General features: G+C 48.5%; 21 protein-coding genes and 1 pseudogene. 5 read left to right on the top strand and 17 right to left on the bottom strand.

Annotation, left to right across the window (positions count from 1 at the left end; translation table 11 throughout):
* Positions 1 to 75: 75 nt before the first annotated feature.
* Positions 76 to 801 (top strand): TetR/AcrR family transcriptional regulator, encoded by a 726-nt coding sequence (locus LZU85_RS04220; RefSeq protein WP_237286447.1) that lies wholly within the window; start codon positions 76 to 78, stop codon positions 799 to 801.
* Here LZU85_RS04220 and LZU85_RS04225 read toward each other — a convergent pair.
* From LZU85_RS04225 to LZU85_RS04235, 3 genes are all read right to left on the bottom strand, one after another.
* Positions 791 to 1,891, bottom strand: coding sequence for a S1 family peptidase (locus LZU85_RS04225; RefSeq protein ID WP_237286448.1), 1,101 nt, complete (start codon positions 1,889 to 1,891; stop codon positions 791 to 793). The two genes, LZU85_RS04220 and LZU85_RS04225, sit on opposite strands and share 11 nt — an antisense overlap.
* 86 nt (positions 1,892 to 1,977) lie before the next feature.
* Positions 1,978 to 3,111 (bottom strand): glycine cleavage system aminomethyltransferase GcvT, encoded by a 1,134-nt coding sequence (gene gcvT / locus LZU85_RS04230; protein WP_015727863.1) that lies wholly within the window; start codon positions 3,109 to 3,111, stop codon positions 1,978 to 1,980.
* A 289-nt stretch (positions 3,112 to 3,400) separates the two neighbouring features.
* Positions 3,401 to 4,024 (bottom strand): helix-turn-helix domain-containing protein, encoded by a 624-nt coding sequence (locus LZU85_RS04235; RefSeq protein WP_237286449.1) that lies wholly within the window; start codon positions 4,022 to 4,024, stop codon positions 3,401 to 3,403.
* Between the two features lie 383 nt (positions 4,025 to 4,407).
* On the opposite strand from LZU85_RS04235, the gene LZU85_RS04240 reads away from it, so the two are divergent.
* The 3 genes from LZU85_RS04240 (at position 4,408) to gcvP (ending at position 9,095) form a co-directional block, all read left to right on the top strand.
* Positions 4,408 to 5,703, top strand: a complete 1,296-nt coding sequence (locus LZU85_RS04240; RefSeq protein WP_011081168.1) for a serine hydroxymethyltransferase — start codon at positions 4,408 to 4,410, stop codon at positions 5,701 to 5,703.
* Positions 5,704 to 5,745: 42 nt separating this feature from the next.
* Positions 5,746 to 6,126: a glycine cleavage system protein GcvH gene (gcvH, locus tag LZU85_RS04245; protein ID WP_011081167.1), complete on the top strand. Its 381-nt coding sequence runs from the start codon at positions 5,746 to 5,748 to the stop codon at positions 6,124 to 6,126.
* 104 nt (positions 6,127 to 6,230) lie between these two features.
* Positions 6,231 to 9,095, top strand: a complete 2,865-nt coding sequence (gene gcvP, locus LZU85_RS04250; RefSeq protein WP_237286450.1) for an aminomethyl-transferring glycine dehydrogenase — start codon at positions 6,231 to 6,233, stop codon at positions 9,093 to 9,095.
* 200 nt (positions 9,096 to 9,295) lie between these two features.
* On the opposite strand, the gene LZU85_RS04255 is transcribed toward gcvP, so the two are convergent.
* Both LZU85_RS04255 and LZU85_RS04260 read right to left on the bottom strand, forming a co-directional pair.
* Positions 9,296 to 9,976 (bottom strand): MAE_28990/MAE_18760 family HEPN-like nuclease, encoded by a 681-nt coding sequence (locus LZU85_RS04255; protein ID WP_072611876.1) that lies wholly within the window; start codon positions 9,974 to 9,976, stop codon positions 9,296 to 9,298.
* Positions 9,969 to 11,009, bottom strand: coding sequence for a DUF262 domain-containing protein (locus LZU85_RS04260; protein ID WP_072611875.1), 1,041 nt, complete (start codon positions 11,007 to 11,009; stop codon positions 9,969 to 9,971). Before LZU85_RS04260 ends, LZU85_RS04255 begins: the two co-directional genes overlap by 8 nt.
* A 317-nt stretch (positions 11,010 to 11,326) precedes the next feature.
* Between LZU85_RS04260 and LZU85_RS04265 the strand changes: the two genes are divergently transcribed.
* Positions 11,327 to 11,497: a hypothetical protein gene (locus tag LZU85_RS04265; protein WP_237286451.1), complete on the top strand. Its 171-nt coding sequence runs from the start codon at positions 11,327 to 11,329 to the stop codon at positions 11,495 to 11,497.
* Between the two features lie 141 nt (positions 11,498 to 11,638).
* On the opposite strand, the gene LZU85_RS04270 is transcribed toward LZU85_RS04265, so the two are convergent.
* The 12 genes and pseudogenes from LZU85_RS04270 to LZU85_RS04325 all read right to left on the bottom strand — a co-directional run bounded on the left by LZU85_RS04270 (position 11,639) and on the right by LZU85_RS04325 (position 25,906).
* Positions 11,639 to 12,118 (bottom strand): DUF1456 family protein, encoded by a 480-nt coding sequence (locus LZU85_RS04270; protein ID WP_237286452.1) that lies wholly within the window; start codon positions 12,116 to 12,118, stop codon positions 11,639 to 11,641.
* Between the two features lie 375 nt (positions 12,119 to 12,493).
* Complete coding sequence (gene nirD, locus LZU85_RS04275; protein ID WP_237286453.1) at positions 12,494 to 12,817, bottom strand: nitrite reductase small subunit NirD; 324 nt, start codon at positions 12,815 to 12,817, stop codon at positions 12,494 to 12,496.
* A 3-nt stretch (positions 12,818 to 12,820) separates the two neighbouring features.
* Positions 12,821 to 15,304 (bottom strand): nitrite reductase large subunit NirB, encoded by a 2,484-nt coding sequence (gene nirB / locus LZU85_RS04280; RefSeq protein WP_237286454.1) that lies wholly within the window; start codon positions 15,302 to 15,304, stop codon positions 12,821 to 12,823.
* Positions 15,305 to 15,314: 10 nt separating this feature from the next.
* The gene (locus tag LZU85_RS04285; protein ID WP_206623452.1) at positions 15,315 to 16,157 is read right to left on the bottom strand and encodes an ABC transporter ATP-binding protein; all 843 of its coding nucleotides are present in this window, start codon (positions 16,155 to 16,157) and stop codon (positions 15,315 to 15,317) included.
* An 11-nt stretch (positions 16,158 to 16,168) separates the two neighbouring features.
* Positions 16,169 to 17,137: an ABC transporter permease gene (locus tag LZU85_RS04290; RefSeq protein ID WP_103277851.1), complete on the bottom strand. Its 969-nt coding sequence runs from the start codon at positions 17,135 to 17,137 to the stop codon at positions 16,169 to 16,171.
* 27 nt (positions 17,138 to 17,164) lie between these two features.
* A complete protein-coding gene (locus LZU85_RS04295) occupies positions 17,165 to 18,526 on the bottom strand; it encodes a CmpA/NrtA family ABC transporter substrate-binding protein (RefSeq protein ID WP_224640247.1) in 1,362 nt (453 codons plus the stop codon).
* 192 nt (positions 18,527 to 18,718) lie between these two features.
* On the bottom strand, positions 18,719 to 19,375 hold the full coding sequence (locus LZU85_RS04300) for an ANTAR domain-containing response regulator (RefSeq protein ID WP_332158481.1): 657 nt from the start codon (positions 19,373 to 19,375) through the stop codon (positions 18,719 to 18,721).
* Between the two features lie 199 nt (positions 19,376 to 19,574).
* The gene (locus LZU85_RS04305; protein ID WP_237286456.1) at positions 19,575 to 20,483 is read right to left on the bottom strand and encodes a dienelactone hydrolase family protein; all 909 of its coding nucleotides are present in this window, start codon (positions 20,481 to 20,483) and stop codon (positions 19,575 to 19,577) included.
* 129 nt (positions 20,484 to 20,612) lie between these two features.
* A pseudogene (locus LZU85_RS04310) lies at positions 20,613 to 21,581 on the bottom strand (glycosyl transferase family protein); the annotation flags it as partial.
* 64 nt (positions 21,582 to 21,645) lie between these two features.
* A complete protein-coding gene (gene cobA, locus LZU85_RS04315; protein WP_237286458.1) occupies positions 21,646 to 22,539 on the bottom strand; it encodes a uroporphyrinogen-III C-methyltransferase in 894 nt (297 codons plus the stop codon).
* Positions 22,540 to 22,565: 26 nt separating this feature from the next.
* Positions 22,566 to 25,211: a nitrate reductase gene (locus LZU85_RS04320; RefSeq protein WP_237286459.1), complete on the bottom strand. Its 2,646-nt coding sequence runs from the start codon at positions 25,209 to 25,211 to the stop codon at positions 22,566 to 22,568.
* Between the two features lie 224 nt (positions 25,212 to 25,435).
* Positions 25,436 to 25,906 (bottom strand): GNAT family N-acetyltransferase, encoded by a 471-nt coding sequence (locus LZU85_RS04325; protein ID WP_237286460.1) that lies wholly within the window; start codon positions 25,904 to 25,906, stop codon positions 25,436 to 25,438.
* Between the last annotated feature and the right edge of the window lie 105 nt (positions 25,907 to 26,011).

Below are 26,011 nucleotides of genomic sequence, written 5' to 3' on the forward strand. Positions count from 1 at the left end.
ATATAAGAATTGGTCAAGTTGTCTCGTTTCTGGTAAAAATAGTCGCGTTGATGGATATCTGAGAAAACTCGAACGATGACTGAAAGAAAGCAAGGTCGAAGAAGTGCCGAAGCGGCCGAGCAAACTAAGTGCATGATCCTTAAAGTGGCAGCCGATATGTTCTGCGAATTAGGTTATGAGCGCATCTCTTTGCGAAACATCAGTGAGAAGGCAGGCGTGTCACACAGTTTGATTCGCCACCACTTCGGTAGCAAAGAGAAGATTTGGCAAGCCGTCAGTGATGGAATGGACGAGTTTTTGCAACTCTACATGGCGGAGCTCATCAACCAAATGCCAAAAGAGATGCCATCCAACCGAAAAATTTATCTGTTTATGGTTCGTATGCTCGCGTTTGCTTTGGTCAATCCTCACCCAATCCAAATGATTGCCGATGCGATCCGCCAAGCGGATGACGCCCTACTGCAATACTTCCTCAGATCAAAAGACGAGTTCGCTGAAATATTTACCAAGCTATTTGCCGACTACAACGTGGAATACCCAGAAACACCCATCGATCAATGGGAGTCCAAATGGCAGTTGCTGGTCTTTGCTCATGGAGCCATCACACTCGCTCCGATGATGAAAGAAACTTGGCCCGACGATGCGGAAAACCGTGACCAAATACTGCTCAATCATTGGGAGCTGTTTAATACCATCATGGCGAACCAATTTGGTGTGGAAAAAGCACAAATGATTCACCCTGCGAAGTTGAACGATATCGTCATCGATATGTTCTGCCCAATTGAGGACCTCACTCCTTAGGGCGTTTCAGTGAAAAAATAGACACCCAAACTCGAGGCAAACAAGCGTGCAGTAGGTAGTACATCAACAGCCATAGCCCTACTGCGCCGCCCCCCGAAGAGTTGCCAAAACTTATTGGGACCTCTTCATTGCTAGCAGATGAACCGGTGTCATCGACACTGCCACTATCGCCATTAATGTAGTCTAAGCGCATCTGCTCCGTCACCGCGACTTTCGCGCTTTCATTGCCTGCCAAAACACTGTCTATCCACGCGGCATAGTCGGAAATTTCAGTGAACACTGAAGTCACCGCCCAGTTAGGGTCGCCACACACTGACGGACCAAAACTCGTCAAACCCACTTGGATCATTTCACCATTATTAAGCCAATAGACTGGGCCACCAGAATCCCCGTTACAGGTACTATTTTTAAGCTGGCTCTGTTGACTGAACTTACCATCGAAACAAATTTGTTTGTTGGTCAGATAAACCCCATCCGAAAAGATATTGGCACATTGAGTATTACTGATATAGGTCAACTGTGTTTCTTGTAGCTGAGATTCGTTGTCGTACCCAGTACTCGTATTGCCGTGACCAACAGCAAAAAACGTTTCGGATGGACTTCGATACACCTCGTTCTGTGCTCTTTTTACCACATCATTGACCGAATCAATGTTCATTGGGTTTTCGAGTTTTAGAATAGCAATATCATTTGGAAAGAGCGTATAAGGACTGTTTGAGAAATTATCGGGATAAAAGATTTTCGCCACGCGGTGACGTTGAATATTGCCAAATGGGTAGTCGTTTTCATCTTGAAGCTGTGGCACCACCACCAAAAACAGCGCCATCGAACCCAAATCTTCCACACAGTGGGCGGCGGTCAGCACATGCGAAGTGTCTAAAATGGTTGCTCCACAACTTGCCCAAGGGAAATAGACACCGTCGTATTCGAGTGAATCAAAAAAAAGACTGGCAAAAGAAGAATACCGGTTAACATCAATCACCGTTCCGTTGACGATACGGCTTTCGACGTCGTTAGCGGCAAAAGAAAAGCCTGAGAAAAGCAGCGCCACACACAAGGTGATTTTGGCATGAGAATGAATAGAAAACATAACACCGCGCCCCTATCTTAGAAGCGCGGTGCCAATTATTCGCAAAAATTAACGTCGTATTTGCGGTAACTTAGCTCAACGCTTCCTTAACCACGGTAGTAGCGTTGTGGTACAAACGGCATTTTCTCTACCGTCATTGGTAGCAGTTTGCCACGAACTTCAGCAAACACTTCCGTGCCGATTTCCGTTAGGTCTGAACGTAGATAAGCCATGGAAACTGGCTTGCCCGCATTTGGACCTGCGGTACCACTGGTTACTACACCCACTTTATTACCTTCTCCATCAAACAGCTCTGCACCTTCACGGACTGGTGCTTTGGTTTGACCAACCAGACCAACACGCTTGCGAGATACATCCTTCGTTTCGATCTGCTTAAGGATGATGTCTGCCCCTGGGAAGCCACCTTCACGCTCACCACCTGCGCGGCGAACTTTCTGAATGCCCCACAATAGGCTGGCTTCTACTGGCGTGGTAGTTTCATCAAGATCATGACCGTACAAACACAAACCACACTCTAGACGTAACGAATCACGTGCACCAAGACCGATCCATTCGACTTCTTCTTCCGCGGTCAATGCACGAGCAAGCGCTTCTGCTTTGTCTGCTGGTACAGAAATTTCGTAGCCGTCTTCTCCAGTATAGCCGCTGCGAGAGATGATGCATTCTACGCCAAGCAATTCCAGCTTTTGCACGTCCATAAACAGCATCTCAGCCACGGCTGGTTGGAAGCGGCTCAACACCTCAACCGCTTTTGGACCTTGAATAGCAAGCAATGCGCGATCGTCAATGATTTCAAGTTCAACGTCTGATGGAATATGCGCTTGCAGATGGTTGATGTCTTGCTCTTTACATGCCGCGTTGACGACAACAAACAGATGGTCACCCAGGTTAGCCACCATGAGGTCATCCATAATGCCGCCCTGCTCATTGGTGAAAAACGCGTAACGCTGTTTACCTTCACCCAAATCTACGATATCCACTGGAACCAGTGACTCAAGAAACGCTGCTGCGCCCGCACCGTGCAGTCTTAGCTGCCCCATGTGAGACACATCAAACAGGCCTGCCGCTTCACGCGTGTGCAAGTGTTCTTTCTTCACACCTAACGGGTATTGAACTGGCATGTCGTAACCAGCGAATGGCACCATTTTCGCACCCACTTCAATGTGCAATGCGTGAAGTGGTGTTTTAAGTAGTACTTGGTCTGAGTGTTCTTGAGTCATTTTCGTCTCCATTAGCTAGACCCATCACAGCGATCTATCAGCAATTAATTGTCCAGATTTCCACTCAAAGGAAACTGTGTTTCCAATAATAAACACGTGTTGTGCTAATTTGCACGTTCAACCTACTGGGTCCTGCTTAAAATGTGACTTTTAACAATTTAATCACATCAAGCAACCACAAAAAAGCGCCGCATTGAGGGAATTATCATCAGAGCGGCGCTATTCTAATCTTGTTTCAAACAAAAGCAAACGTTTGCTTTCACTATAGGAAATTTACATCTTTTTAAAACTATTTCGCTGTCACCCACAAAATGTACGCATCTTCCTCACTAACGGAGACCAACATATGCCCCATGTTCGCATCGTAATAGACGCTGTCTCCTTCACTCAGCACCACAGGCTCATAGAATTCAGAATAGAATTGAACCGCGCCAGATAAGATCAGCAAGAACTCTTCACCATCGTGACGAACCCAATCGCCATACTCTTCAAACGTGCGCGCATGCACCACACTTTTGAACGGCATCATTTTTTTATTCGACAGCTGAGTGGCTAACAGTTCGTGCTCGTAAGTTTGTGTTGGGTGTGGTTTACCATGCCCTGCCAACGTAATATCACGACGACCAGTCGCAACCTTTTTCCTTGGTGGTTCAAAGAGTTGTGGCATATCAATTTTCAAACCGTGCGCGAGTTTCTGCATTGCTTGAAAGGTAGGAGAAATCTGTTCGTTCTCGATTTTGCTCAGTGTTGAACGCGCCAAACCGGTTCGTTGACTGGCTTCTTCAAGCGTAATACCAAGGCGTGAGCGCACCTCTTTAATACGTTGGCCAAGCTTCAATGGCTCGATATTTTGCTCTTGCGATTCTTTCGCTAATGTCAGGGACGGGTACTCGTCATACAATTCTTCCGACATAAATCCCTCATGTTTCTTATACGCTTCCTGTTTACAAAACATTGTGCATGAAGCGTAAAGTGGAGAAAAGTCCACCAAGTTAAATAAAGCGTGCTCCTGTTAACAAAATCCGAATCTCTGTTTCCTATAGGAAATTTTTGTTGATTGTTCACTGAACAACGGGTATGTTACCGACTTGTTAGATGAAGAGATGCTTTTTCCGCTTGAAATAGACAATGGATTTGATGCTATTCAGCGGCCTTTTGAACCCATTTGGGACGGAATTCACTCTGTTTGGTGTGTGAAAACAAATCACAAAAACAGCGCCAAACGGTTGTTATAAAGGACGGTCGGATCGTAAAGCAAAGACGCCGATTCGACGGATGATTGAAAGGTTATCTACCATGAATAGTCATTACCAAAATCACAGCTTGGAAAACTTTTTCTCGACTAACTTGTCTGCAACGGATGATGCCGTTTTTGCTGGTATTCAAGCCGAATTTACTCGTCAAAATGAACAAATCGAATTGATCGCTTCTGAGAACATCGTGTCTAAAGCGGTCATGCAAGCGCAAGGCACCTGCCTCACCAATAAATACGCAGAAGGTTACCCAGGCCGTCGTTACTACGGTGGTTGTGAACACGTTGATACCGTGGAAGCCATCGCTATCGAACGCGCGAAAAAACTTTTTAATTGCGAATACGCAAACGTTCAACCGCACTCTGGCGCTCAAGCCAACGGCGCGGTGAAACTGGCGCTATTGCAACCTGGCGACACCATTATGGGCATGTCGCTCGATGCAGGTGGCCACTTAACTCACGGTGCACGCCCTGCTCTTTCGGGCAAATGGTTTAACGCCGTTCAATATGGTGTTGATAAAGAGACGCTCGAAATCAACTACGATGATGTTCGCGCACTGGCGGTAGAACACAAACCAAAAATGATTATTGCGGGTGGCAGCGCGATTCCTCGTGTGATTGATTTTGCCAAGTTCCGTGAAATCGCTGACGAAGTTGGCGCGATTTTAATGGTTGATATGGCGCACATCGCGGGTTTGATCGCCACAGGCGCACACCCTAGCCCACTGCCTCATGCACACGTGGTGACCACCACCACACACAAAACGCTACGCGGGCCACGCGGCGGCATGATCCTCACCAATCACGAAGAAATCATTAAGAAAATCAACTCTGCGGTATTCCCTGGCCTACAAGGCGGCCCGCTGATGCACGTGATTGCAGCGAAAGCAGTAGCGTTTGGCGAAGCACTCGGCCCTGAGTTCAAAACTTATATCGATTCGGTGATCGATAACGCAAAAGTTCTTGCTGAAGTGTTGCAAACTCGCGGTTGTGACATTGTGACTGGCGGAACGGACACGCACCTAATGCTGGTTGATCTTCGTCCTAAGGGATTGAAAGGTAACAAAGCAGAAGAAGCACTAGAGCGTGCGGGGATCACATGTAACAAAAATGGCATCCCATTCGACACAGAAAAACCTATGATTACATCGGGTGTTCGTTTGGGCACGCCAGCGGGTACAAGCCGAGGCTTTGGCGCAGAAGAATTCAAATTAATAGGTCACTGGATTGGTGATGTTCTCGACGGGTTAGTTGAAAACCCAGAGGGCAACGCGGAAGTAGAACAACGCGTGCGTAAAGAAGTGAAAGCACTCTGTTCACGCTTCCCACTTTACCAGTAACCACAAATTTAAATCCTAATACGATATTTTGGAGATTATGCAATGGACAAAACACTGAAGTTTACAGAAAGCCACGAGTGGGTTCGCGACAACGGTGACGGCACTGTAACTATCGGTATCTCTGAGCACGCTCAAGAAATGCTGGGTGATGTGGTATTCGTCGAGCTACCTGAGCTTGAAGCGGAAATCGAAGCAGGTGAAAGCTTTTCACTGGTTGAATCCGTAAAAGCGGCGTCAGACATCTACGCACCAGTAACCGGTGAAGTCGTTGAAGTGAATGAAGAGCTTTCTGATAGCCCAGAGCTAATCAACGAGGAACCGTACGAAGGCGGTTGGATTGTTAAGGTGAAACTGTCTGATCCTTCAGAGCTTGATAATCTGAAAGATGCAGAAGAGTACCTAAACTCAATCGAAGAAGATTAATAAAGGAATTTTGATATAAAGCTGCCTCCTCCCGTGGGCAGCTTTTTTTCAAGGCTGTGTTTATAGCGCTCACGCTTTCTCAGCTCTCTTGAAGGTAAAGGACCATGACTGAATTACTTCAAAGCCTCAACACACAACACGAGTTCGTTGGTCGCCACAACGGACCAAACCACGCCGATCAACAAAAAATGCTTTCTACCATTAACGCAGAAAGCCTAGATGCCTTGATCGCACAAACCGTTCCAGCACAAATTCGCCTAGAAAAGCCAATGCAACTGGCAGAAGCGCAAAGCGAAGCAGACATGCTGGCATCGATCAAAAAGTTCGCTGATTTAAACCAAGTTAAGCGCACTTTCATTGGCCAAGGTTACTACAACACCTTCACGCCAAACGTTATTTTACGTAACGTACTGGAAAACCCAGGCTGGTACACGGCTTACACACCATACCAACCAGAAATTTCTCAAGGTCGATTAGAATCATTGTTGAACTATCAACAAATGGTGATGGACCTAACGGGCATGGACATCGCAAACGCCTCTCTACTCGATGAAGCCACCGCAGCCGCAGAAGCGATGACGCTTTGCCAGCGCGCTGGTAAGAGCAAGAGCAAAGTCTTCTTCGTGGCAGACGATGTTCACCCACAAACCATTGAAGTGATCAAAACTCGCGCGAAATACTTCGGCTTTGACGTAGTTATCGGCAATGTTGATGCACTCCCACAAACAGAAGCGTTCGGTGCCCTACTTCAATACCCAAGCACAACGGGCGAAGTTCGCGATCTCACCGATGTCATCGCACAAGCACAAGCCAACAAGACACTGGTTTCAGTTGCTACCGATCTCCTTGCTTCTGCACTTGTGAAGCCAGCCGGTGAAATGGGCGCAGATGTTGTCATTGGCTCAGCACAGCGCTTTGGCGTACCTATGGGTTACGGTGGCCCACACGCAGCATTCATGGCAACGCGCGAACAGCACAAACGCACCATGCCAGGCCGTGTGATCGGTGTTTCTATCGACGCCAAAGGCAACCAAGCACTTCGCATGGCAATGCAAACACGTGAGCAGCATATCCGCCGCGAGAAAGCGACCTCGAACATCTGTACGGCGCAAGCACTACTTGCCAACATGGCATCGTTCTTTGCCGTGTACCACGGTGAAGAAGGCATCCGCACCATCGCGCGCCGCACTCACCACATGACGGCCATTCTTGCTGCTGGCTTAACCAAATCCGGTTACGAGCTTGCGCACAACGCGTTCTTCGACACCATCACCATTAACACTGGTGACAAAACTCAAGCTCTTTACGCCAAAGCACAAGCGGCAGACATCAACCTGCGTCTGCTTGACGGCCAAATCGGCATTAGCTTTGACGAAACCACCACCGTGGCAGACATCGACGCCCTATTCGCAATTTTCGATGTGAAAGAGAGCGTAAACGCACTTTCAACCGACATCGCAAGTAACGAATTTGCCGCGATTCCAGAAGCGTGTCGTCGTACTAGCCGTTTCTTAACTCACCCTGTGTTCAACACTCACCACAGTGAAACACAGATGATGCGTTACCTAAAACAGCTAGAAAACAAAGACTTCTCGCTCACTCACGGCATGATCCCACTGGGCAGCTGTACCATGAAGCTCAACGCAGCGGCAGAGATGATCCCGGTGACTTGGCCTGAATTTGGTGCGCTTCACCCATTCGCGCCTATCGAGCAAGCCGCAGGTTACACTGCACTGGCTGAAGATCTCAAAGCGAAGCTGTGCGAAATCACTGGCTACGATGCGTTCTCACTACAACCAAACTCGGGTGCTTCTGGCGAATACGCTGGCCTTATCGCGATTCAGCGTTACCACGAGAGCCGTGGCGAAGGTCACCGCAACGTGTGTTTGATCCCAAGCTCCGCGCACGGCACCAACCCAGCAACGGCTGCGATGGTTTCGATGAAAGTGGTGGTAGTGAAATGCGATGAAAACGGCAACATCGACCTTGTTGATCTCGCTGCGAAAATCGAAAAGCATCAAGAAAACCTATCAAGCATCATGATCACTTACCCTTCAACGCACGGCGTTTACGAAGAGCAAGTGAAAGAAGTGTGCGAAATGGTTCACGCGGCTGGCGGTCAGGTTTATCTTGATGGCGCAAACATGAACGCGCAGGTTGGCCTAACGTCTCCGGGCTTTATCGGTTCAGACGTTTCGCACCTTAACCTACACAAAACCTTCTGTATCCCACACGGTGGCGGTGGTCCGGGTATGGGTCCTATCGGTGTGAAATCGCACCTAGCGCCTTTCCTACCTGGTCACATCGAAAACGGTGTGGAAGGTAAAGAGTTCGCGGTTTCAGCAGCGGATCTCGGCAGTGCATCAATTCTGCCAATCTCTTGGGCTTACATTGCCATGATGGGCGCAGATGGCCTAACAGAAGCAACCAAAGTGGCGATTTTGAACGCGAACTACGTGATGGAGCGTCTACGCCCGCACTACCCTGTTCTTTACCGTGGCACCAATGGCCGCGTGGCGCACGAATGTATTATCGATATTCGTCCGCTGAAAGAAGAAACAGGCATCAGCGAAGAAGACATTGCAAAACGTTTGATGGACTACGGTTTCCACGCGCCAACCATGTCGTTCCCTGTGGCAGGCACACTGATGGTAGAGCCAACGGAATCGGAAGATCTGGAAGAGCTAGACCGTTTCTGTGACGCGATGATCGCCATCCGTGAAGAGATGACCAAAGTGAAGAACGGTGAATGGCCACTGGAAAACAACCCTCTGGTTAACGCGCCACACACGCAAGTAGACCTAATGGAAGAGCAATGGGATCGCCCATACCCACGTGAAATCGCGTGCTTCCCATCTACTGCAACTAAGCGTTCTAAATACTGGCCAACCGTGAACCGTGTAGACAACGTCTACGGTGACCGTAACCTAGTCTGCTCATGCCCAGGCATTCAGAACTACGAAGAGTAATTTTGTAGTAACTGAAATAGCAAAGGCGAACCGATGGGTTCGCCTTTTTGTTTGGAGTGTTTGTTGGGTGAGGTTGTTAGGTTGTTTTTGGACAGAAATGAGTTACGGAAAATCAAGCATAAGTAAGTCATGAATAACTATTGATAATGGCAAAGCTGTTCCAATAGAAGTTCAGTATTGATAGCATTGGCTGTTATTTTTTATGCCACACGGTCAGTAATAAAATATCGTTTGTCTGCGCAATATGAGGCAAAAGAAGAAGTAATGTGAAGACACAAATGCTTTATGCTGTTTGCTTTGCTATCTAGCTGCGTAACGTTAAACCGACGTCCTATAGTAATTGCAGTCTCCCTACCATGAGCTATCGCGTTACGGTGATCTTTCACTTCCGTTAAGACAAAGTGTTGTACCCCTTCAGGCAGTGGTGAGCTATCTAAATCAAAAAATGTCCACACGTTCTCTAACTGTTTGATGGAAATATTCATTGAGCCACCTGATGGAAAAACAGAACTGTCAACATTAGTTACTTCAGTATCACCTGTTACTGCAAGAACAAGTTTATGACGATTCTCCCACACTTTTGAGGCTCCGCACTCTCGAAGAGCCTTAAAATAAGAATCAAACAGTGAGCATAATACCGTACTTTTAAAACGATTAGCTGGCGCTTCCTCTTGCTCAATAATTTCTAATGTCCGTGTGACTGATTGCGTAATTGCAAACTCAAGTGCTGCATACATTGCAACAAATACCAAGCCTTTCTGAGCACGATAGAAGTCTGAATTTTTGGTATCTTCTGTCAGTGTCTCATCTGACAAATACTCTAGTATTGAATCTATTTGTCTCAAGCGATGCATAACACCAGAGTCAATATCATTAAACATTGTCCACAAACCTAACTCGGCAATATTCAATTCTTTCGCGTAATCGAGGCCCTGAGTTTGTGGCTCCTGTAGTCAAACGGCGTAACTCTTCATCATCAATCCAGTTAGCTACATCTGAGCCAGTAATATCAACACCAGCCTCAATAGCATCGGCAGCCCCAATAGAAATTGCTTCAAAGAGCACTTGTGGTGTGCTTCCTTTATTTCCGCGTTTAATTCCTTCAGGTAAGACCGTTCTTAGTGACTCGAATGTTTTTTCAAACAACTCTCGATACTTCTTGTAATTAAAATGTACTGACGATTCAGCCATAAAATCATTTAGAAACGTTTCGACACTGTGCTTAAATCCATCACGTTTAGTTTTGTAAGCCAAAAACTTCAAAACAAGCTCTTCTTTAGTTCCGTCTTTTGCTTTAGTTGATGACACATTAACAACTTTGTTAAAATCATCATTTTTTGCAAGTTCAACAATAAAATCATTAAATTGCCCCCTAAATACACAAGCTCGAATTTCTTGAGGAGTTAGTTTGATACCACCAGTATTCAATCTCTCAAAGAGGTCGAATCGTACTTTCAGATCACTCTTATCGCTTAATGTTGTTACCTTAAGTGGACGTAAACTGAACTTCAAACGAAGTGAATGAGGCAGATCATCAAACGTTGCTCCATTGAACTCGGAAAGGATATCCAGTCCCTTAAGTCTAAGAGGCTTATCCAGCCCAAAACTTACTATTTGCTCTGGAGTTCCACAAAAATGAATCAATGAGTTAAGCCTTTGTACACCATCAATTAACTCCCAAGATCCATCTCTATTTGCAGCCATGAACAAATTAGGAATAGGTATTCCCAATAAAACAGATTCTACAAGTTTAGACTGGTTTTCCTCGGGCCAACGAAATTGCCTTTGATACTCAGGAGCAATGTTGATAATTGATTCATTCGCCATGGAAATCAATTCTTTAACAGAGATATCAAATGAATCAAAATCTACCTTTCTAGTCTCTTGATCGAGTTGATTCATATAGTCTTTCATGTGTTCTCCAGCGAGCTATCTAAATTTACTCCAGTGTAACAACAACTCCTGTTTTAGTCGATATTAGTCAATAAGTTAGTGAGTGGTCGTTGCAAATTCTGGCTAGCAGTTCATGAAGAGGCAAAGAGCTAAGCTGACATAAGTGAAAGTAAGTCATATAACTATACTTAAAATGAGATTCGATTCCTCTCTGACTCATTTCGGGGCAAAACCAAGTTACCCCATCGGACTCATGTCCCCATAAAACAGCCCCTCCCTAGCCTCTCTTCCCAAACTCGCTTACTATGCCAAGTACCCAATAGCTTTGTGAGTCATTCATGAGCAGCAAAAACAATAAAAACCTCCGCATTCTTCTTAAACTCAGTACCTTTGTTTCACCTTATAGATGGCGGGTTGCTGCCGCTTTGGTGGCACTTGTGGCCACGGCGAGCCTTACCCTTTCTGTTGGGTATGGGGTACGTATGCTTATCGACCAAGGCGTGGTTTGATAGGTATCTACTGAAGAAAGACAAAGAGTAGACGTGATTGTGAAGCTCTAATATCGGTCATTTAGAATGATAAAAGCGAGTAACCAAATAAAATGGTTCTCGCTTTTTTAATCAATTACCACGTTCGATTCGAGATAAAAATTACCCAGTAAACTCTTCAGAATCGGGACGATTGGTAAACTGCACACCATTTAAGAAGTCGCACAGAAGTTGGTCTTCACACTGTTTGTAGTTTTTGTTGTTTGGCTTGCGGAAATACGCACCAATTTCGTATTTACTTAAACTAATACCAACCAATTCTAGTACGTCCAACACATCTTCTGCTTTCATGTCTAACGCAATGCGCAGCTTCATGAGAATCATGTTGTTGGTCAACTTGACTTCTGGCTTAGGTTGCTCGCCGTCTTTTTTTCCTCGCTTGAGGTTAATAAAGCCATTTAAGAATACCGCTAACTCTTGATCCTTCATCTTAACGCAAGATTTGTCGCTTTCATCTTTTAACCAGTTTGCCACTTTATCGTGGGCCACAGTGACTTCGGCCTGCCCGAAAGCTTTCATTATCTGTGCGTTTTTAAGGTTTAACGCGTGTTGGATACGACGTAAAATTTCGTTGTTAGTCACTAGGGATTCCTAAAATGAGTTCTAAGGGTGAATAAAAATCCATCAATGACATGCGATCTGTGGGTGTTTTTATTCAATAGCATAATTGACGGTGACTCTAACAGAGAACACGTTTCTTCGGTAGGCTAAAAAATAGAAATAAGACGGCCTACTCGAACGAGTTAGCGAAGTTGGTAAGACTCCAGTCTCATAGACACGATGCTGATTAGAAGAAGTAGGTAAAACCACCTCACTTTATTTGTGAGGTAGAAGGCTACTGGCAAGCAGAATAGAATTATCTTGTATTAAAACCGCCTTCTTAGAAGGCGGTTTTATATTGTCATAAATACTTATATCGCAAGAGTACTGACAATATCATTTATCACTAATGCTTGGCTAAACGAGAACATAGACATCCTCGTTTTCCACCAGCACTGGCCATGTCGTTAATTTGACCGATTCATCTTCAAAGCACTTACCTGTTTTTAAGCAAAAATGCTGTTTATACAACGGAGAGGCAACGCAGAGCTCACCTTGGATATCCCCGACAATGCCGCGGCTTAATACAAAAGCTTTGCCAATCGGGTCCCAGTTTTGTATCGCAAACACCCCCTCCTTAGGCACATAAAACATCGCCAGTTGCTCATCATTCAATAACACAGGATGGCCATGGTCACTTTTCAGTTCATTGAGATGGCAGATAAATTGTTTACTTTGCATCGCTTATTCCTCCAGTTTGACAGGGATACGTTGGCCACGCGTACGTTGGTAGCCCAATAGCGTGCTCTGCTGGGTTGAGTTAATGAACGGTCTGAAACGCATCAATTTTTCAGGATTGGTTAAGGTTTGCTTCCACTCACAGTGATAGGTGTCCACGACATGCGCCATTTGCTGCTCCAGTTGCTCACATAAATGAAGCGAATCGTCTAGAACGACACTTTTGAGATAATCCAATCCACCGTCAAGATTCTCCAACCACACGGAGGTGCGTTGCAGACGATCCGCCGTGCGCACGTAAAACATCAACATACGGTCGATCAGCGTAATCAGCTCTGCTTTACTCAAATCAGCCGCCAACAGATCAGCATGTCTTGGACGCATGCCACCGTTACCACACACATACAAATTCCAGCCTTTTTCTGTCGCGATCACGCCTATGTCTTTGCTTTGCGCTTCGGCACATTCACGCGTACACCCTGATACGGCAAACTTCAGCTTATGCGGCGCTCGCAGCCCTTTGTAACGATTCTCAAGTTCAATGGCTAGACCCACTGAATCATCCACGCCATAACGACACCAAGTTGAACCGACACAAGATTTCACCGTGCGCACGGATTTGCCGTAAGCATGGCCAGTTTCAAATCCAGCATCGATAAGGGTTTGCCAAATCTCCGGTAACTGTTCCACCTGAGCACCAAACAGGTCAACGCGTTGACCTCCGGTGATTTTGGTGTAGAGATCGTACTGGCGAGCCACCTCCCCTAACACGATGAGCTTCTCTGGGGTGATCTCGCCACCAGGGATACGGGGCACAATAGAGTAAGAACCGTCTTTTTGCAGATTGGCCATAAACGCATCGTTGGAATCCTGCAAAGGTGAATGTTCCGGCTCCATGATGTGCTCATTCCATAATGACGAGAAAATCGACCCTGCGGTGGGTTTGCATATGTCGCAACCATGTCCCTTACCGTGCTTCGCCAACAAACTATCGAAATCGCGAATTTTCTCCACTTGGCATATGTGGTAAAGCGCCTGCCGCGTTTGGCTAAAGTGCTCACAAAGCCGGGTATTCACTTCTAAACCCATCACGCTCAGTTGCTGATCAAGCACCGATTTGACCATGGCACTGCACCCGCCACACCCGCTGCCGGCTTTAGTCTGCGCTTTTAACTCGCCAAGCTCATGCGCACCCGCCTGAATCGCACTGATCAGATCGCCTTTGGTAACGTTGTGACATGAACAGATCACCGTGTTGTCACTGACATCCCCTTTTAGCGCACTGGTGTCAAACAGCAAACTGACCGCAGGCTGCGGCAGTGGGGTTTTGTTCAAGTAGCTTTGCAGCAGCACATCATAATCTTGGTTGTCGCCGATTAAGATCGCGCCTAGCAAGGTGGTGCCGCTTTGATCCACCACCAATTTTTTGTAGATGCCCGCAGCCGCATCATGCAGTACCATTTCCGTCGCCTTCGGTGTGGCTTTATGCGCATCACCTATCGACGCCACATCCACCCCCAATAATTTGAGCTTGGTGCTCATGTCTGCGCCGCTAAACTCAGCCTCGCTGCCCCCTCTCAGTTGCTGCGCCACTACTCGCGCCATCGCATATCCAGGTGCCACCAAGCCGAAGATTTTTCCTTGCCACAGTGCACACTCGCCAATGGCGTAAATCTCGCTATCACTGGTTTGGCACGCGTTATTGACCACGATGCCACCGCGCTCGCCCAGCTCAAGGCCACAATCGCGAGCCAGTTGGTCTCTCGGTCGAATGCCCGCCGAGAACACGATCACATCCACTTCCAGCGGCGGGGCATCTTTAAACACCATGCGATGGTAAGCCGTTTCACCATCAATGATTTTTTCGGTGGCGGTTGAGGTATGCACCATTAAGCCAAGTTGCTCAATTTTGCTTTTCAGCACCGCGCCTGCACCCTCATCAAGTTGGACTGGCATTAAGCGTGGCGCAAATTCAACGACATGCGTTTCTAAGCCAAGCAGCCTTAGGGCATTCGCCGCCTCCAAACCAAGTAACCCTCCCCCAATCACGGCACCTTTCTTCGCACCAAGACACGCTTGCTTAATCTGCGACAGATCATCCAAGGTTCGGTAGACAAACACCTTGCTGCGCTCACTCCCTGCCATTGGGGGCACAAATGGGTAAGAGCCAGTAGCAAACACCAATTGGTCATAACTCAGTTGGCTTTCATCTTCCAATGTGACTCTTTTGCTTTGTCGGTCAATACCCACCACCGCAACACCCAGTATCAGCTCAATGCCATGCTTCTGATACCACTCTTCACTGCTGAGTAATAAGTCTTGGTGGCTTTGTCCTGAAAACATCGCCGAGAGGTGAACGCGGTCATAGGCGACGAATCGCTCTTCCCCAATCACGATAATTCTTTTTTCTAAATGGCTGCCACTGGCGACGAGCTGCTCTACCAGTTGATGGCCTACCATGCCATTGCCAATGATCACTATGCTTTCCATGCGTTTGTCCTCAGGCTGTTTTTATCGGTTTTGCTTGCGAGTGTTGTGCGGTGCGCGCCGTTGCCGCTTCGCCTTTGCTTTGTTTCTCGTATAAGAATCTCAACACAGCTTGGCGATAGTGTTGGTATTGCGGGTCGTCCGCCAAAGCGACGCGATCACGTGGTCTTGGCAACTCAATCGGGAGAATTTCGCCAATCGTCGCCGCGGGGCCATTGGTCATCATGACTATTTTGTCGGAAAGCAAAACCGCTTCATCGACATCGTGCGTAATCATGATCACCGTGTTGTTGAGCTCGGCTTGAATGGCCATCAGTGCATCTTGCAATCGCGCACGAGTCAGCGCGTCCAAAGCGCCAAACGGCTCATCCATCAGCAGCACTTTAGGTTGTAAGGCCAACGCTCGGGCAATGCCCACCCGTTGTTTCATACCGCCTGAGATTTCATCCGGCTTTTTATCGGCGGCGTGCGCCATTTGAATCAAATCCAAATAGTGGTGCACTTGCTCTTTCACCCACGCTTTGCTCTGGCCTTGGGCAATCTGCTTAACGGCCAACTCAACGTTTTGATAAACGGTTAACCAAGGCAACAGCGAATGATTTTGGAACACCACCGCGCGCTCAGGCCCCGGGCCACTCACTTCTCTACCATCGACAATCACACCACCATCGGTCGGCAGGTGCAGCCCAGCGACCAAGTTCAGCACGGTTGATTTTCCACAGCCAGAATGGCCAATCAGTGAAATGAACTCCCCTTTTGGGATCTGCATATCGACGTTTTTCAGCGCGATAAACTCCCCTTGAGGGGTGGGAAAGCGCATCCCAAGTTGCGTCAGTTCTAAAAACGATTTAGACATAGTGCCGACTCCTATCTTAACGACATCTGTTTGTTCCACGACAACCAACGCTGGCATTGCAACATGCCGCGATCGAGCAGAAGACCAATCAAGCCAATCACAATCACGGCCACCATGATGCGGCCAAGTGAATCAGAGCTGCCGTTTTGAAACTCATCCCAAACAAACTTTCCTAGCCCTGGGTTTTGCGCCAACATTTCTGCGGCGATCAACACCATCCACGCAATGCCCAACGAAAGGCGTAATCCGGTAAACATCATTGGGATGGCCGATGGAAGCACGATGATGCGGATGTGTCGCCACCATGAAAGCCTCAGTACTTTGCTCACGTTGAGGAGATCTTTATCGACGCTGGTCACGCCAACCGCCGTGTTGATCAAAGTAGGCCACAAGCTGCATAACGCCACGGTAAACAGCGAGTTGACGAAAGACTTGGCAAAAAGCGGGTCATCACTGACGTAGGTTGCACTGACCACCATGGTGACAATCGGCAACCACGCCAAAGGTGAAACCGGCTTTAACAATTGGATGATTGGGTTGAACGCCATGTAGAGCCCTTGGTTGAGCCCGAGAATAATGCCAAGTGGAATAGCAATGAGACTGGCCAACAAAAACCCGCAAGCCACCGTCACCAAACTGGTGATGATTTGGTCGAAAAAGGTCGGTTTGCCGGTATATGGGCGAATTTTCACTTCCGCTGTAGGATCTTTTGCCAGCTTGGCTGCGTTGCGTTGCTCCTGCCGCTCAATGAAGCGCTGCTCCTTTTCGCGCTCATTGTGGTGCTCGGTGAGCAAATTAGAAAACTGTTGAAAGGTATCCACCGGACCTGGCAATGTGCCAAGCGACGTTTCGACTTGGCGTGCACTTAAGTGCCACGCCAACAAAAACACCAGTAAGCCAATCAGGGGCAGAAGAATCAGCCGACTTTTGTCCGCCACTGCCTGTGAACTGGGAATAAGTGAAATAACATTTCCTGACATAACGACTCCTTGTTATTCATTGATGCGTTAAAGTGACTCAGAGCCTTTCAGGCCAATAGCGAACTGCTGCAGATACGCATTGGGGCTACGGCCGTCATAGCGGATCTGATCAATAAAGTGGGTTTGCGGTGGGCGAAAACCACTTTCTTTGGCAAAGTCAGGAAAATCGCTGGCGCTCAATGTCCCTTCTTCGATTAGCGCTTCTGCCGCGCGTTGATAAATCTCTGGTCGATACACCTGCTTGGCGATGTCCATGTACCATGAGTCTGGTTTCTGGTGTTCGATTTGTCCCCAACGGCGCATTTGTGTGAGATACCAAATCGCGTCGCTGTAGTAGGGATAGGTGGCGTTGTAGCGAAAGAACACATTAAAATCGGGCACTTGTCGCTTATCGCCTTTTTCGTATTCAAACGTGCCAGTCATGGAATTGGCGATCACTTCCGCATCGGCGCCGACGTACTCGCTGCGTGAAAGCAGCTTCACGGCTTCGGCGCGATTGCGGTTATCGTTTTCATCTAACCAATGCGCCGCACGGATCAGGGCTTTGACCACGCGGATATGGGTATTGGGGTACTTTTCCGCCCAATCTTGTGCAACACCAAATACCTTCTCTGGGTTGTTTTTCCAGATCTCATAGTCGGTCACCACGGGCACGCCAATGCCCTTAAACACCGCTTGCTGGTTCCAAGGTTCGCCAACGCAATAGCCTTTGATGGTGCCCGCTTCCATGGTGGCTGGCATTTGTGGTGGCGGCGTGACGCTGAGCAGCACGTCGGCATTAATTTGGCCACTGTTGTCGCCTTTGTGCGGCGCATAATAGCCAGGATGAATCCCCCCAGCCGCGAGCCAGTAGCGCAGCTCGTAGTTATGCGTTGAAACGGGAAACACCATGCCCATATTGAACGCTTTGCCTTGGTCGCGATAACTGGTTACGACAGGTTTAAGGGCATCGGCTTTGATGGGGTGAACGGGTTTACCGTCACTGTCTTTGGCCAAATTGGGCTTCATTTGCTGCCAAACATCGTTCGACACGGTGATCGCGTTACCATTGAGATCCATACTGAATGCGGTGATCACTTTGGCTTGCGTGCCAATGCCGATGGTGGCACCCAGTGGTTGGCCTGCCAGCATGTGCGCACCATCCAGTTCACCATCAATCACGCGATCGAGCAGCACCTTCCAGTTGGCCTGCGCTTCTAGCGTCACATACAGCCCTTCATCCTCAAAAAATCCTTTTTCATAAGCGATCGCCAACGGTGCCATGTCGGTCAATTTGATAAAGCCAAACTTTAAGTCCTCTTTTTCAGCCTCGCCGACTTCTGCGAGTACAACCGGTGGAGCAAACGCCAACCAACTTGTTAATACGCCAACTGTCCATCTCTTTTTCATCGATTTTCTCCAAAAAAAAGCGCCACGACTCCGAGGAGTCGTAGCGCCGTTGCTTTCTCTGCAATTACCGCCGTTGATAATTGAGATTCGCCATTCAACAATGTGTCTAACTAAAGCTATTCAATTAGTGTGCCAACGATATATTTACATAAAATCAGTATGTTATCGTTATGTCCTTTGCTGTTTCCTGCATCACTGCTTTGATTTAGTGCACGTCGCACCAATTGCACTTTTTTCTCTTACCCCCAAAGTAGTAGAACAGCCTTGCAGTGTGGTTAACGTCGCAATCACGTTTTTCGCAACTTGCAGCATGGGTTGACTGGTTTGCATCGCGGAACGACGCATCGCTTGATAGGCGGTTTCTTCGTCCACTTGTTGAAACTTCATCAGTAGACCTTTGGCTTTTTCAATCACTTTTCGCTCTTGCAACTTGTCATTTAAAAGCGCCACTTTCTCCTCCACCAGCAAGTAACTTTCTCTTAGTTGCGCGGCGTAGTCGATCCAAGGCGCTAAAGGCAAAGTGTTTTCTTCTGGTAAAAATACACAGTCGTGGCAATCTTTTAACTGATTGAATTGTTGAGAAAATACTTGGCGAAACAAGACCAGCACCGGCCGCTTTTGTTGACGGCAATACTCAATGATCAACCGCACTTCGGCACAAGGGGCGGACCACCCGACGACGACGCAGCTTTCCGCTTCTCGCCGTAGGATGTGTTCCAATTGCCCAAGCTGACACCCCAGCACTTGGTCATACTCTTTCGCCAATCGCTCGGCTAAATGCGCTTGTTGTGTTAATGAATCGCAGCAAACAATCATCGTCCTTTGATAAGGCTTTTTCGTCATAGACATTCCTTGTCGTTTTCGTTATTTCACTATGACATAACAAAGAATGTGCCATCTTGGGAAATCGGCTCATCGATAGAAAGAAAATAGATAGAAGGATAATCGATAGAAAAAAAACAGTGCAAAAAGAACAGCCAAGGCAGACTGACCTTGGCCGTGTGGATTAACGGGCTGTGTGGATTAATGGATTCGTGGCAATGCGCCACTAGGATTTGAGCTCGCGACGGAAAAATTCCACGGTTCTTTGCCAAGCCAACTCTGCCTCTTCTGGCGCATAACGCGCGGTCGAGTCGTTATGAAAGCCATGATTGACTTTCGGATAGATGAAGGCGTTGTAGCGAGCATTCATGGCTTTTAGATCTTGCTCATAATCAGGCCAAGTGGCATTTACTCGTTGGTCGAGTTCGGCGAAATGGAGTTGAAGGGGCGCTTTGATGTCGGCTCGTAACGATTTTTCTGCTGGCGTGCCATAAAACGGTACCCCAGCATTTAACTGCTCACCCATAACGGCCGCCAACATGTTCACCACATAGCCGCCAAAACAAAAACCAACCGCTCCTAGCTTGCCATTGCTCAAAGTATGCAATTTGAGGTATTGCGCCGCGGCGATGAAATCTTGCTCTATTTTCGCTCTATCGAGTTTTTTTTGCAGCTCTCGGCCTTGGTCATCATTACCGGGATAACCGCCCACTGGCGCTAATGCATCCGGTGCAAAAGCGACAAAACCCTGCTTGGCTAAACGGCGTGCGACATCTTGGATGTAGGGATTGAGGCCACGATTCTCATGCACCACGAGCACCACTGGCAACGGCGTGGTCAGTTGCGTTGGCACCACTAAGTAGCCTTTGCCTTCGCCATGGCCTTTTGGTGAGGGGAAGGTTTGATAACTGGCTTTGATATCGGGGTCATTAAACGACACTTGCTCCGCCTTTGCGTAATCCGGCAGCAGTGCCTCGGTTAATGTCGCAACGCTAAAGCCAAGCACCGCCAACCCGGCTAGGCGATTTAAAAACTCACGGCGGTCAATCTTGCCGTGTGCATACTCGTCATACCAATCAAAGGCTTCTTGTGGGATGGGTTGCTTTGTTGCTGAATTCGATGTTTTGCCAACCATGGTGTTCACTCCTAGAAATGGAAAAGCCAAACGGGGGAAATAGGCACCGTTTGGCTTTAAAGATAGTTAACACCCTTGTATTCGACAAATATCCCCGCGCGGTAAGTTGCCGCGAACTAGGCTGCGATACTAAGCCGAGATATTGACCGCCGCGCAGTATTGACGCCAAAAATCATGCGCCTTTTCCAGTGCCGCTTCTCGATCTTGCAGTTCGGTAAACAGCAGCGCGGCTAAGGTTGCCACGATGGTGTTGGCCATCAGGTTTTTCTCGTCGTCCAGCGTTGCAAACGGACAGTTCTGCACAATCGCGATGTCTGAGCACATTTGCTCAGTCCAATAATGGGAGGTGACCCCTTCCGGACCACTGAACCACACGGTTTGGCTCACTTTGGGATTAAACTCCGACTCTCCCGACTGGCCTTTAAATGAAATCACGCCATGCTCGGTATAGCCAATTTCATCTTCCACTTCCGCGTGCAACTGCTGGAACCCGGGATGGAAACTGCCACGCAAGCCGATTTTCGCCCCGCCTGGGTTAAGCGCTCGAACCACGGTGTTGATCGGCGTTCTCAGACCATAACGGCTTTTCCAACCAATCATTTTCTCCGCCATCGGCGCAAAATTGCGCAGCGGCAGATAAACGATGCCATCTTGCTCAAGCACTGTTTTCGCTTCTTGCGTAGAGCCCGCCTCACGCACGCCTACCGCCTCTAAATAATGCTCTGCATGTTCACGCCCTGCGGGTTTGTCGTTGTATCCGTGGAGCAGAACTTTGTAGCCATTATTGGCAAAAATTTTTGCCGCAAGAAGATGCCAAGGCTTACCCGCAGAGGCGCGTTTTCCCGCATAACAAGGCCAGTCTACGTCTGCACCAAGGTTAGGCACTCGACTTTGGAAAGCTTTAACAAATCCCGCGATCTCTTGGCGAGTCTCATTTTGTACGCGGATCAGCATCAGCAGCATCGCCATCTGGTCATCCCCCACTTGACCATCGAGATACTCATCCATGACTTGATAGGCTTGTTCAAACGTCAGGGGTTTGCGTCCACGCTCACCGCGTCCAACCGTGCGGATACATTCCAAAATTGTGCTCATACTTCCTCGTTGTTCTTTTGCTGCTTAGCTGCGGTCGTCCTTCTGGCTGCTAACACTCATTCGTCAATCACTCATCAACAAATGAGGCGTTAGCCATGGGCGCGAATGCCGCAAGGGTGGTCTTTAATCTTTCCCGCAGTTTGACGACTTCCCCCATAATGATCAATGCCGGACTCACCCCTTTTAGCGCCACTGCTGTTTTTTCCAACGTGGCCAAGGTTGTCACGTACGTTTTCTGCTCAGCTGTCGAACCTTGCGTCACGATCGCGACCGGGAAATCTGCACTAACCCCCTGCCCACGCAAACCTTGTTCGATCGCGCGTGCTGATTCCAATCCCATGTAAAACACCAATGTTTGACCCGCTTCAACAAGTGCAGACCAAGCAGGAAGCGACCCTGTCACCACAGTGCCAGTCACGAGCGTGACACTGCGAGCAACTTCTCGGTGCGTGAGCGGAATGGCACAACTTGCCGCGCAGCCGATGGCCGCCGTGATGCCGGGAATCACACAGTAACGAATGTTGTGCTCGACCAGCGCTAACGCCTCTTCACCGCCACGGCCAAAGATGAAGGGGTCGCCCCCTTTGAGCCGAACGATTTTGCGCCCAAGTTGCGCAAAGCTGACGAGGATCTGATTGATCTCCTCTTGCTTTAGACTCGGCTCGCCACAGCGTTTGCCCACATAAATTTTGTCCACGTGCTCTGGCACCAGTGCCAGAATTTCTTTGCTGACCAAGCGGTCATAAACCAACAGATCGCACTGTTGCAGCGCGTTGACCGCCTTCACCGTCAGCAGTTCCGGATCGCCCGGCCCTGCGCCGACTAAGTAGACAAAACCCGATGCGGCTGCCCCGGTTGACGTTGGGCGATTCTTGGCTTGCAACCGGCGTGATGAGTGGTAACTAATCGCATGTTCGCTATAGCTGCGATCACGTAATTGAGTGCTGATACTTGTATCCATAATGCTTTCCTTCGTTGCCGAGTGGATTAACGGCTTGGCTGCGCGATGGCAGGGGCAAAATATTGTTTGAGCTGCGGAATGCACGACCCGCAATTGGTTCCACACTGGAGCTGGTTTTGCAATTGCGTCAGCGTGGTCACGCCCTTTTGCTCAATCGCTTGTTCTATTTGCCTGTCCGTCACGCGCAGACAACTGCACACAAGCTGGCTAACTCGTGTGGCAAAGCCCGCTTGCATCAGTGCTTGCCAGTTGATGGGTTCACCAATCAGCTTTTGTAACTGTTGATAGTCCGCTTTGAGTGGCTGTGACGAAGCGATAAAGATCGCTTGCAACTTGGCTTGGTTTGATTCGTGTGTGTCACTTTGCAGTTGCAGCGTGATCCAACCAAGCTCGTGCTGCCAACTCACGCGGCGAACCTGACTGACCGCCGGCAGATTTATCTCCGCCAGTTGCTGTGGTGGCAGCGTTAAGCTCGCAACGCGCCATACTCCGGATTGGTCTTGATGTTGGTATGCGCAATAGTCTGTTGCTATCGCAGGCGAGAAATCGCTGATCATCACACCAAAGCTGACGACCGGTGCTTTTTCTACCTCAACAAGGCTGGATTTAAACGCAGGCTGGCCCGAAATAGGGTCGCCCGTGGCACTGACCACAGCGTTGACTTGGCTCTGACCGCCATAGCGCCCAGCCCAATGCATGGACATAAACAACTCACCAAAGGCCATCGACTCATCAATGACCACCTTAGCCAACAGGGATTGCAGAGTATCGGGATTGGTGATGTTTGCCAGCTCTCCTGCTTGCAGTTCAAGCTTTCCAGCCGACAGACGATTTAGATAGACGGAAGGCTCAAGCTCGCTTGCGGCCAGTTTCTCAATATGACCCGTGCGCGTCATGGTATGCCATTGATCACGCTGACGTCCGCTATTTAAGCGCCAGAGCCCTCTGCCTATAGGCTCATCACTGCTGTTTGCCAACTCCGTCATGGCAACGAATCTGGCTTTGCCATCGGGATGAGAGAAGCGACCATCCGCGTAGGGTGATTCTCCTCCCCATTGGGTTGGTCGCCACTGCTCGTAGGCTTCGTCACTGAGGTTCTGATATTGAGCGAGATCCAACTTGTAATGACTGCCACTATTGATGGAAGTGAGCCGTGCAAACTCACGGAAAATCGCCGCTTCAGATTCAAACGCAAAGCCATTTTTCGCCTGCAACTTTAGCGATAAACGCGCGCCCACTTCACAGATGGCTTGCCAATCGGGTTTGGCTTCTCCTGGCGGGGAGATAAATCGACGCTGACGCGACATTCGCCGCTCAGAATTGGTGACCATGCCTTGCTTTTCTCCCCATCCAGCGGCGGGCAGCAGTAAATCAGCGTAGTGTGCAACGTCTGAATCGGCGGTGATGTCTGACACAATCACACACGGGCATCGTTCGAGCGCTTGGCGTATCCATCGGTTATCAGGCATTGAAACCACCGGATTGGTGGCCATGATCCACAACACTTTGATTTCCCCTCGCTCGACAGCCTTAAACAGATCCAGCGCTTTTAAACCGGGTTGTTCTGCAATGCGAGGCGATTGCCAAAACTGCTGCACAGCACGGATGGATTCAGGATCAAAACCTCGGTGAGCCGCCAACTGATTAGCGAGTCCACCCACTTCTCGTCCCCCCATGGCATTGGGCTGGCCCGTCAACGAAAACGGCCCTGCGCCGCGCTTACCAATTTGCCCCGTGGCGAGATGTGTATTGATGATGGCATTGGCTTTATCGACCCCGTTTTGCGCTTGATTGACCCCTTGGCAAAACAGCGTCATCGTTGCGTTGCTGCGTGAAAACCATTGATAGAAAGTGCGCAGCGCTTGAACTTTGATGCCACAGTGAAACGCCACTTGCTCCAATTGATATGCCCCGCTCGAGACCACAGCCTGTAGCGCGGCAAACCCTTGGGTATGTAACTCAATAAACTCGGTATCGATGCCTTTGTCACTGCCTTGCTGCTTAAGCAAATACGCAAGCAAACCATGAAACAAGGTGACATCGCTGTCATTGGCGATGGGCAAATGCAAATCCGCTTGCTCGGCGGTGACGGTTTTACGTGGGTCAATCACCACCAACTTGACGTTTGGATTGCTCTCACGGATTTGCTGAATACGGCGAAACAACACGGGATGGGTCCACGCCGTGTTGGCACCACTGATCACGATCAGCTCCGCATGTTCGAGATCGTCATAACTCACGGGGACCACATCTTCACCAAACGCTCGCACATTAGCGGCGACTGCAGAGGACATACATAAGCGCGAGTTGGTATCGATGTTTGCGCTGCCCACATAGCCCTTCATCAACTTATTGGCAACGTAGTAATCTTCGGTCAGCAGTTGCCCTGATACGTACATGGCGACGGAATCCGGCCCATATTGTTCCATTGCCTGATGAAATCGCTGCGCAATCCAATCGCTTGCCAGCTCCCAACTGACTTGCTCACCCGCGAGCTTAGGGTAAAGCAAACGGCTCGGCATGTTTAAACTCTCCGCCAACGCCGCGCCTTTTACGCACAATGCGCCAAGATTGGCAGGATGTTCTTTATCTCCCACCAGCTCATCTGGCTTCACCTCCACACCACAACCGACCCCACAGTAAGGACACGTTGTTTTGCTGCATCCATGCATAGATAACTCCTTTAAAATGAAAAAAGCCCCTTCTGTTTCCAGAAGAGGCTTCGTTGCCGTGACGTTGCTTAGTTTGTTTTATTGTTCAGCGTGAGACGCGTGACTGCAAAAGAGCAATTGCAAACCAAGTGCCAAACCAAACAGTGCAATTATTTCAATCAATTAGCTCACTGTTATCGCCATACTCATGCTGATAATGCACAATGGCGGTGCACAATGTTGCCTTATTGTGCACCTGTAGAGACAGGGTTAAACGCTGTGCGACACATCACCAAACGGTTTTCACCATCATCAAAATAGTTCTCTTCCTCGGTGAGGATTTCAAAGCCACAGGATTGATAGATGGCGCGCGCTGGCAAATTGTCTGGCGCAACCGTCAAATAGATTTTTTGGTAATGCGACTGACGCGCTAGCGCATACTTCACCAATTGTTTGGCAATTCCTTGCCCTTGGTATGCGGGCGATACTGCCAACGACAGCATCCAAGCTTCATTGCACTTGTCTGCCTTAGGCACAATCAGCACATACCCCGCAATCTGATGCCCACACTCAGCCACCATAAAACCACTGCGCCAGCAATCATAAGCTTGGCGTAAAAAGAACGCAGGATAACCGTGTTGATCGAATAACTGTTTTTCCATCGCCTCAACATCGGGCAATTGTGAACGTTGGATATTTGAAAAAGAAAGACTCATCTCGTTCGCCAAAAAAGGGTTAATGGCCGTAACCTTAACCGAGAGCGCAAGTGATGACTAGCTCTAGATGCATACAAAAAGTGATGCTGATCAATTCGTTTAAAT

Source organism: Vibrio floridensis (assembly GCF_021852965.1).
Taxonomy (GTDB): domain Bacteria; phylum Pseudomonadota; class Gammaproteobacteria; order Enterobacterales; family Vibrionaceae; genus Vibrio; species Vibrio floridensis.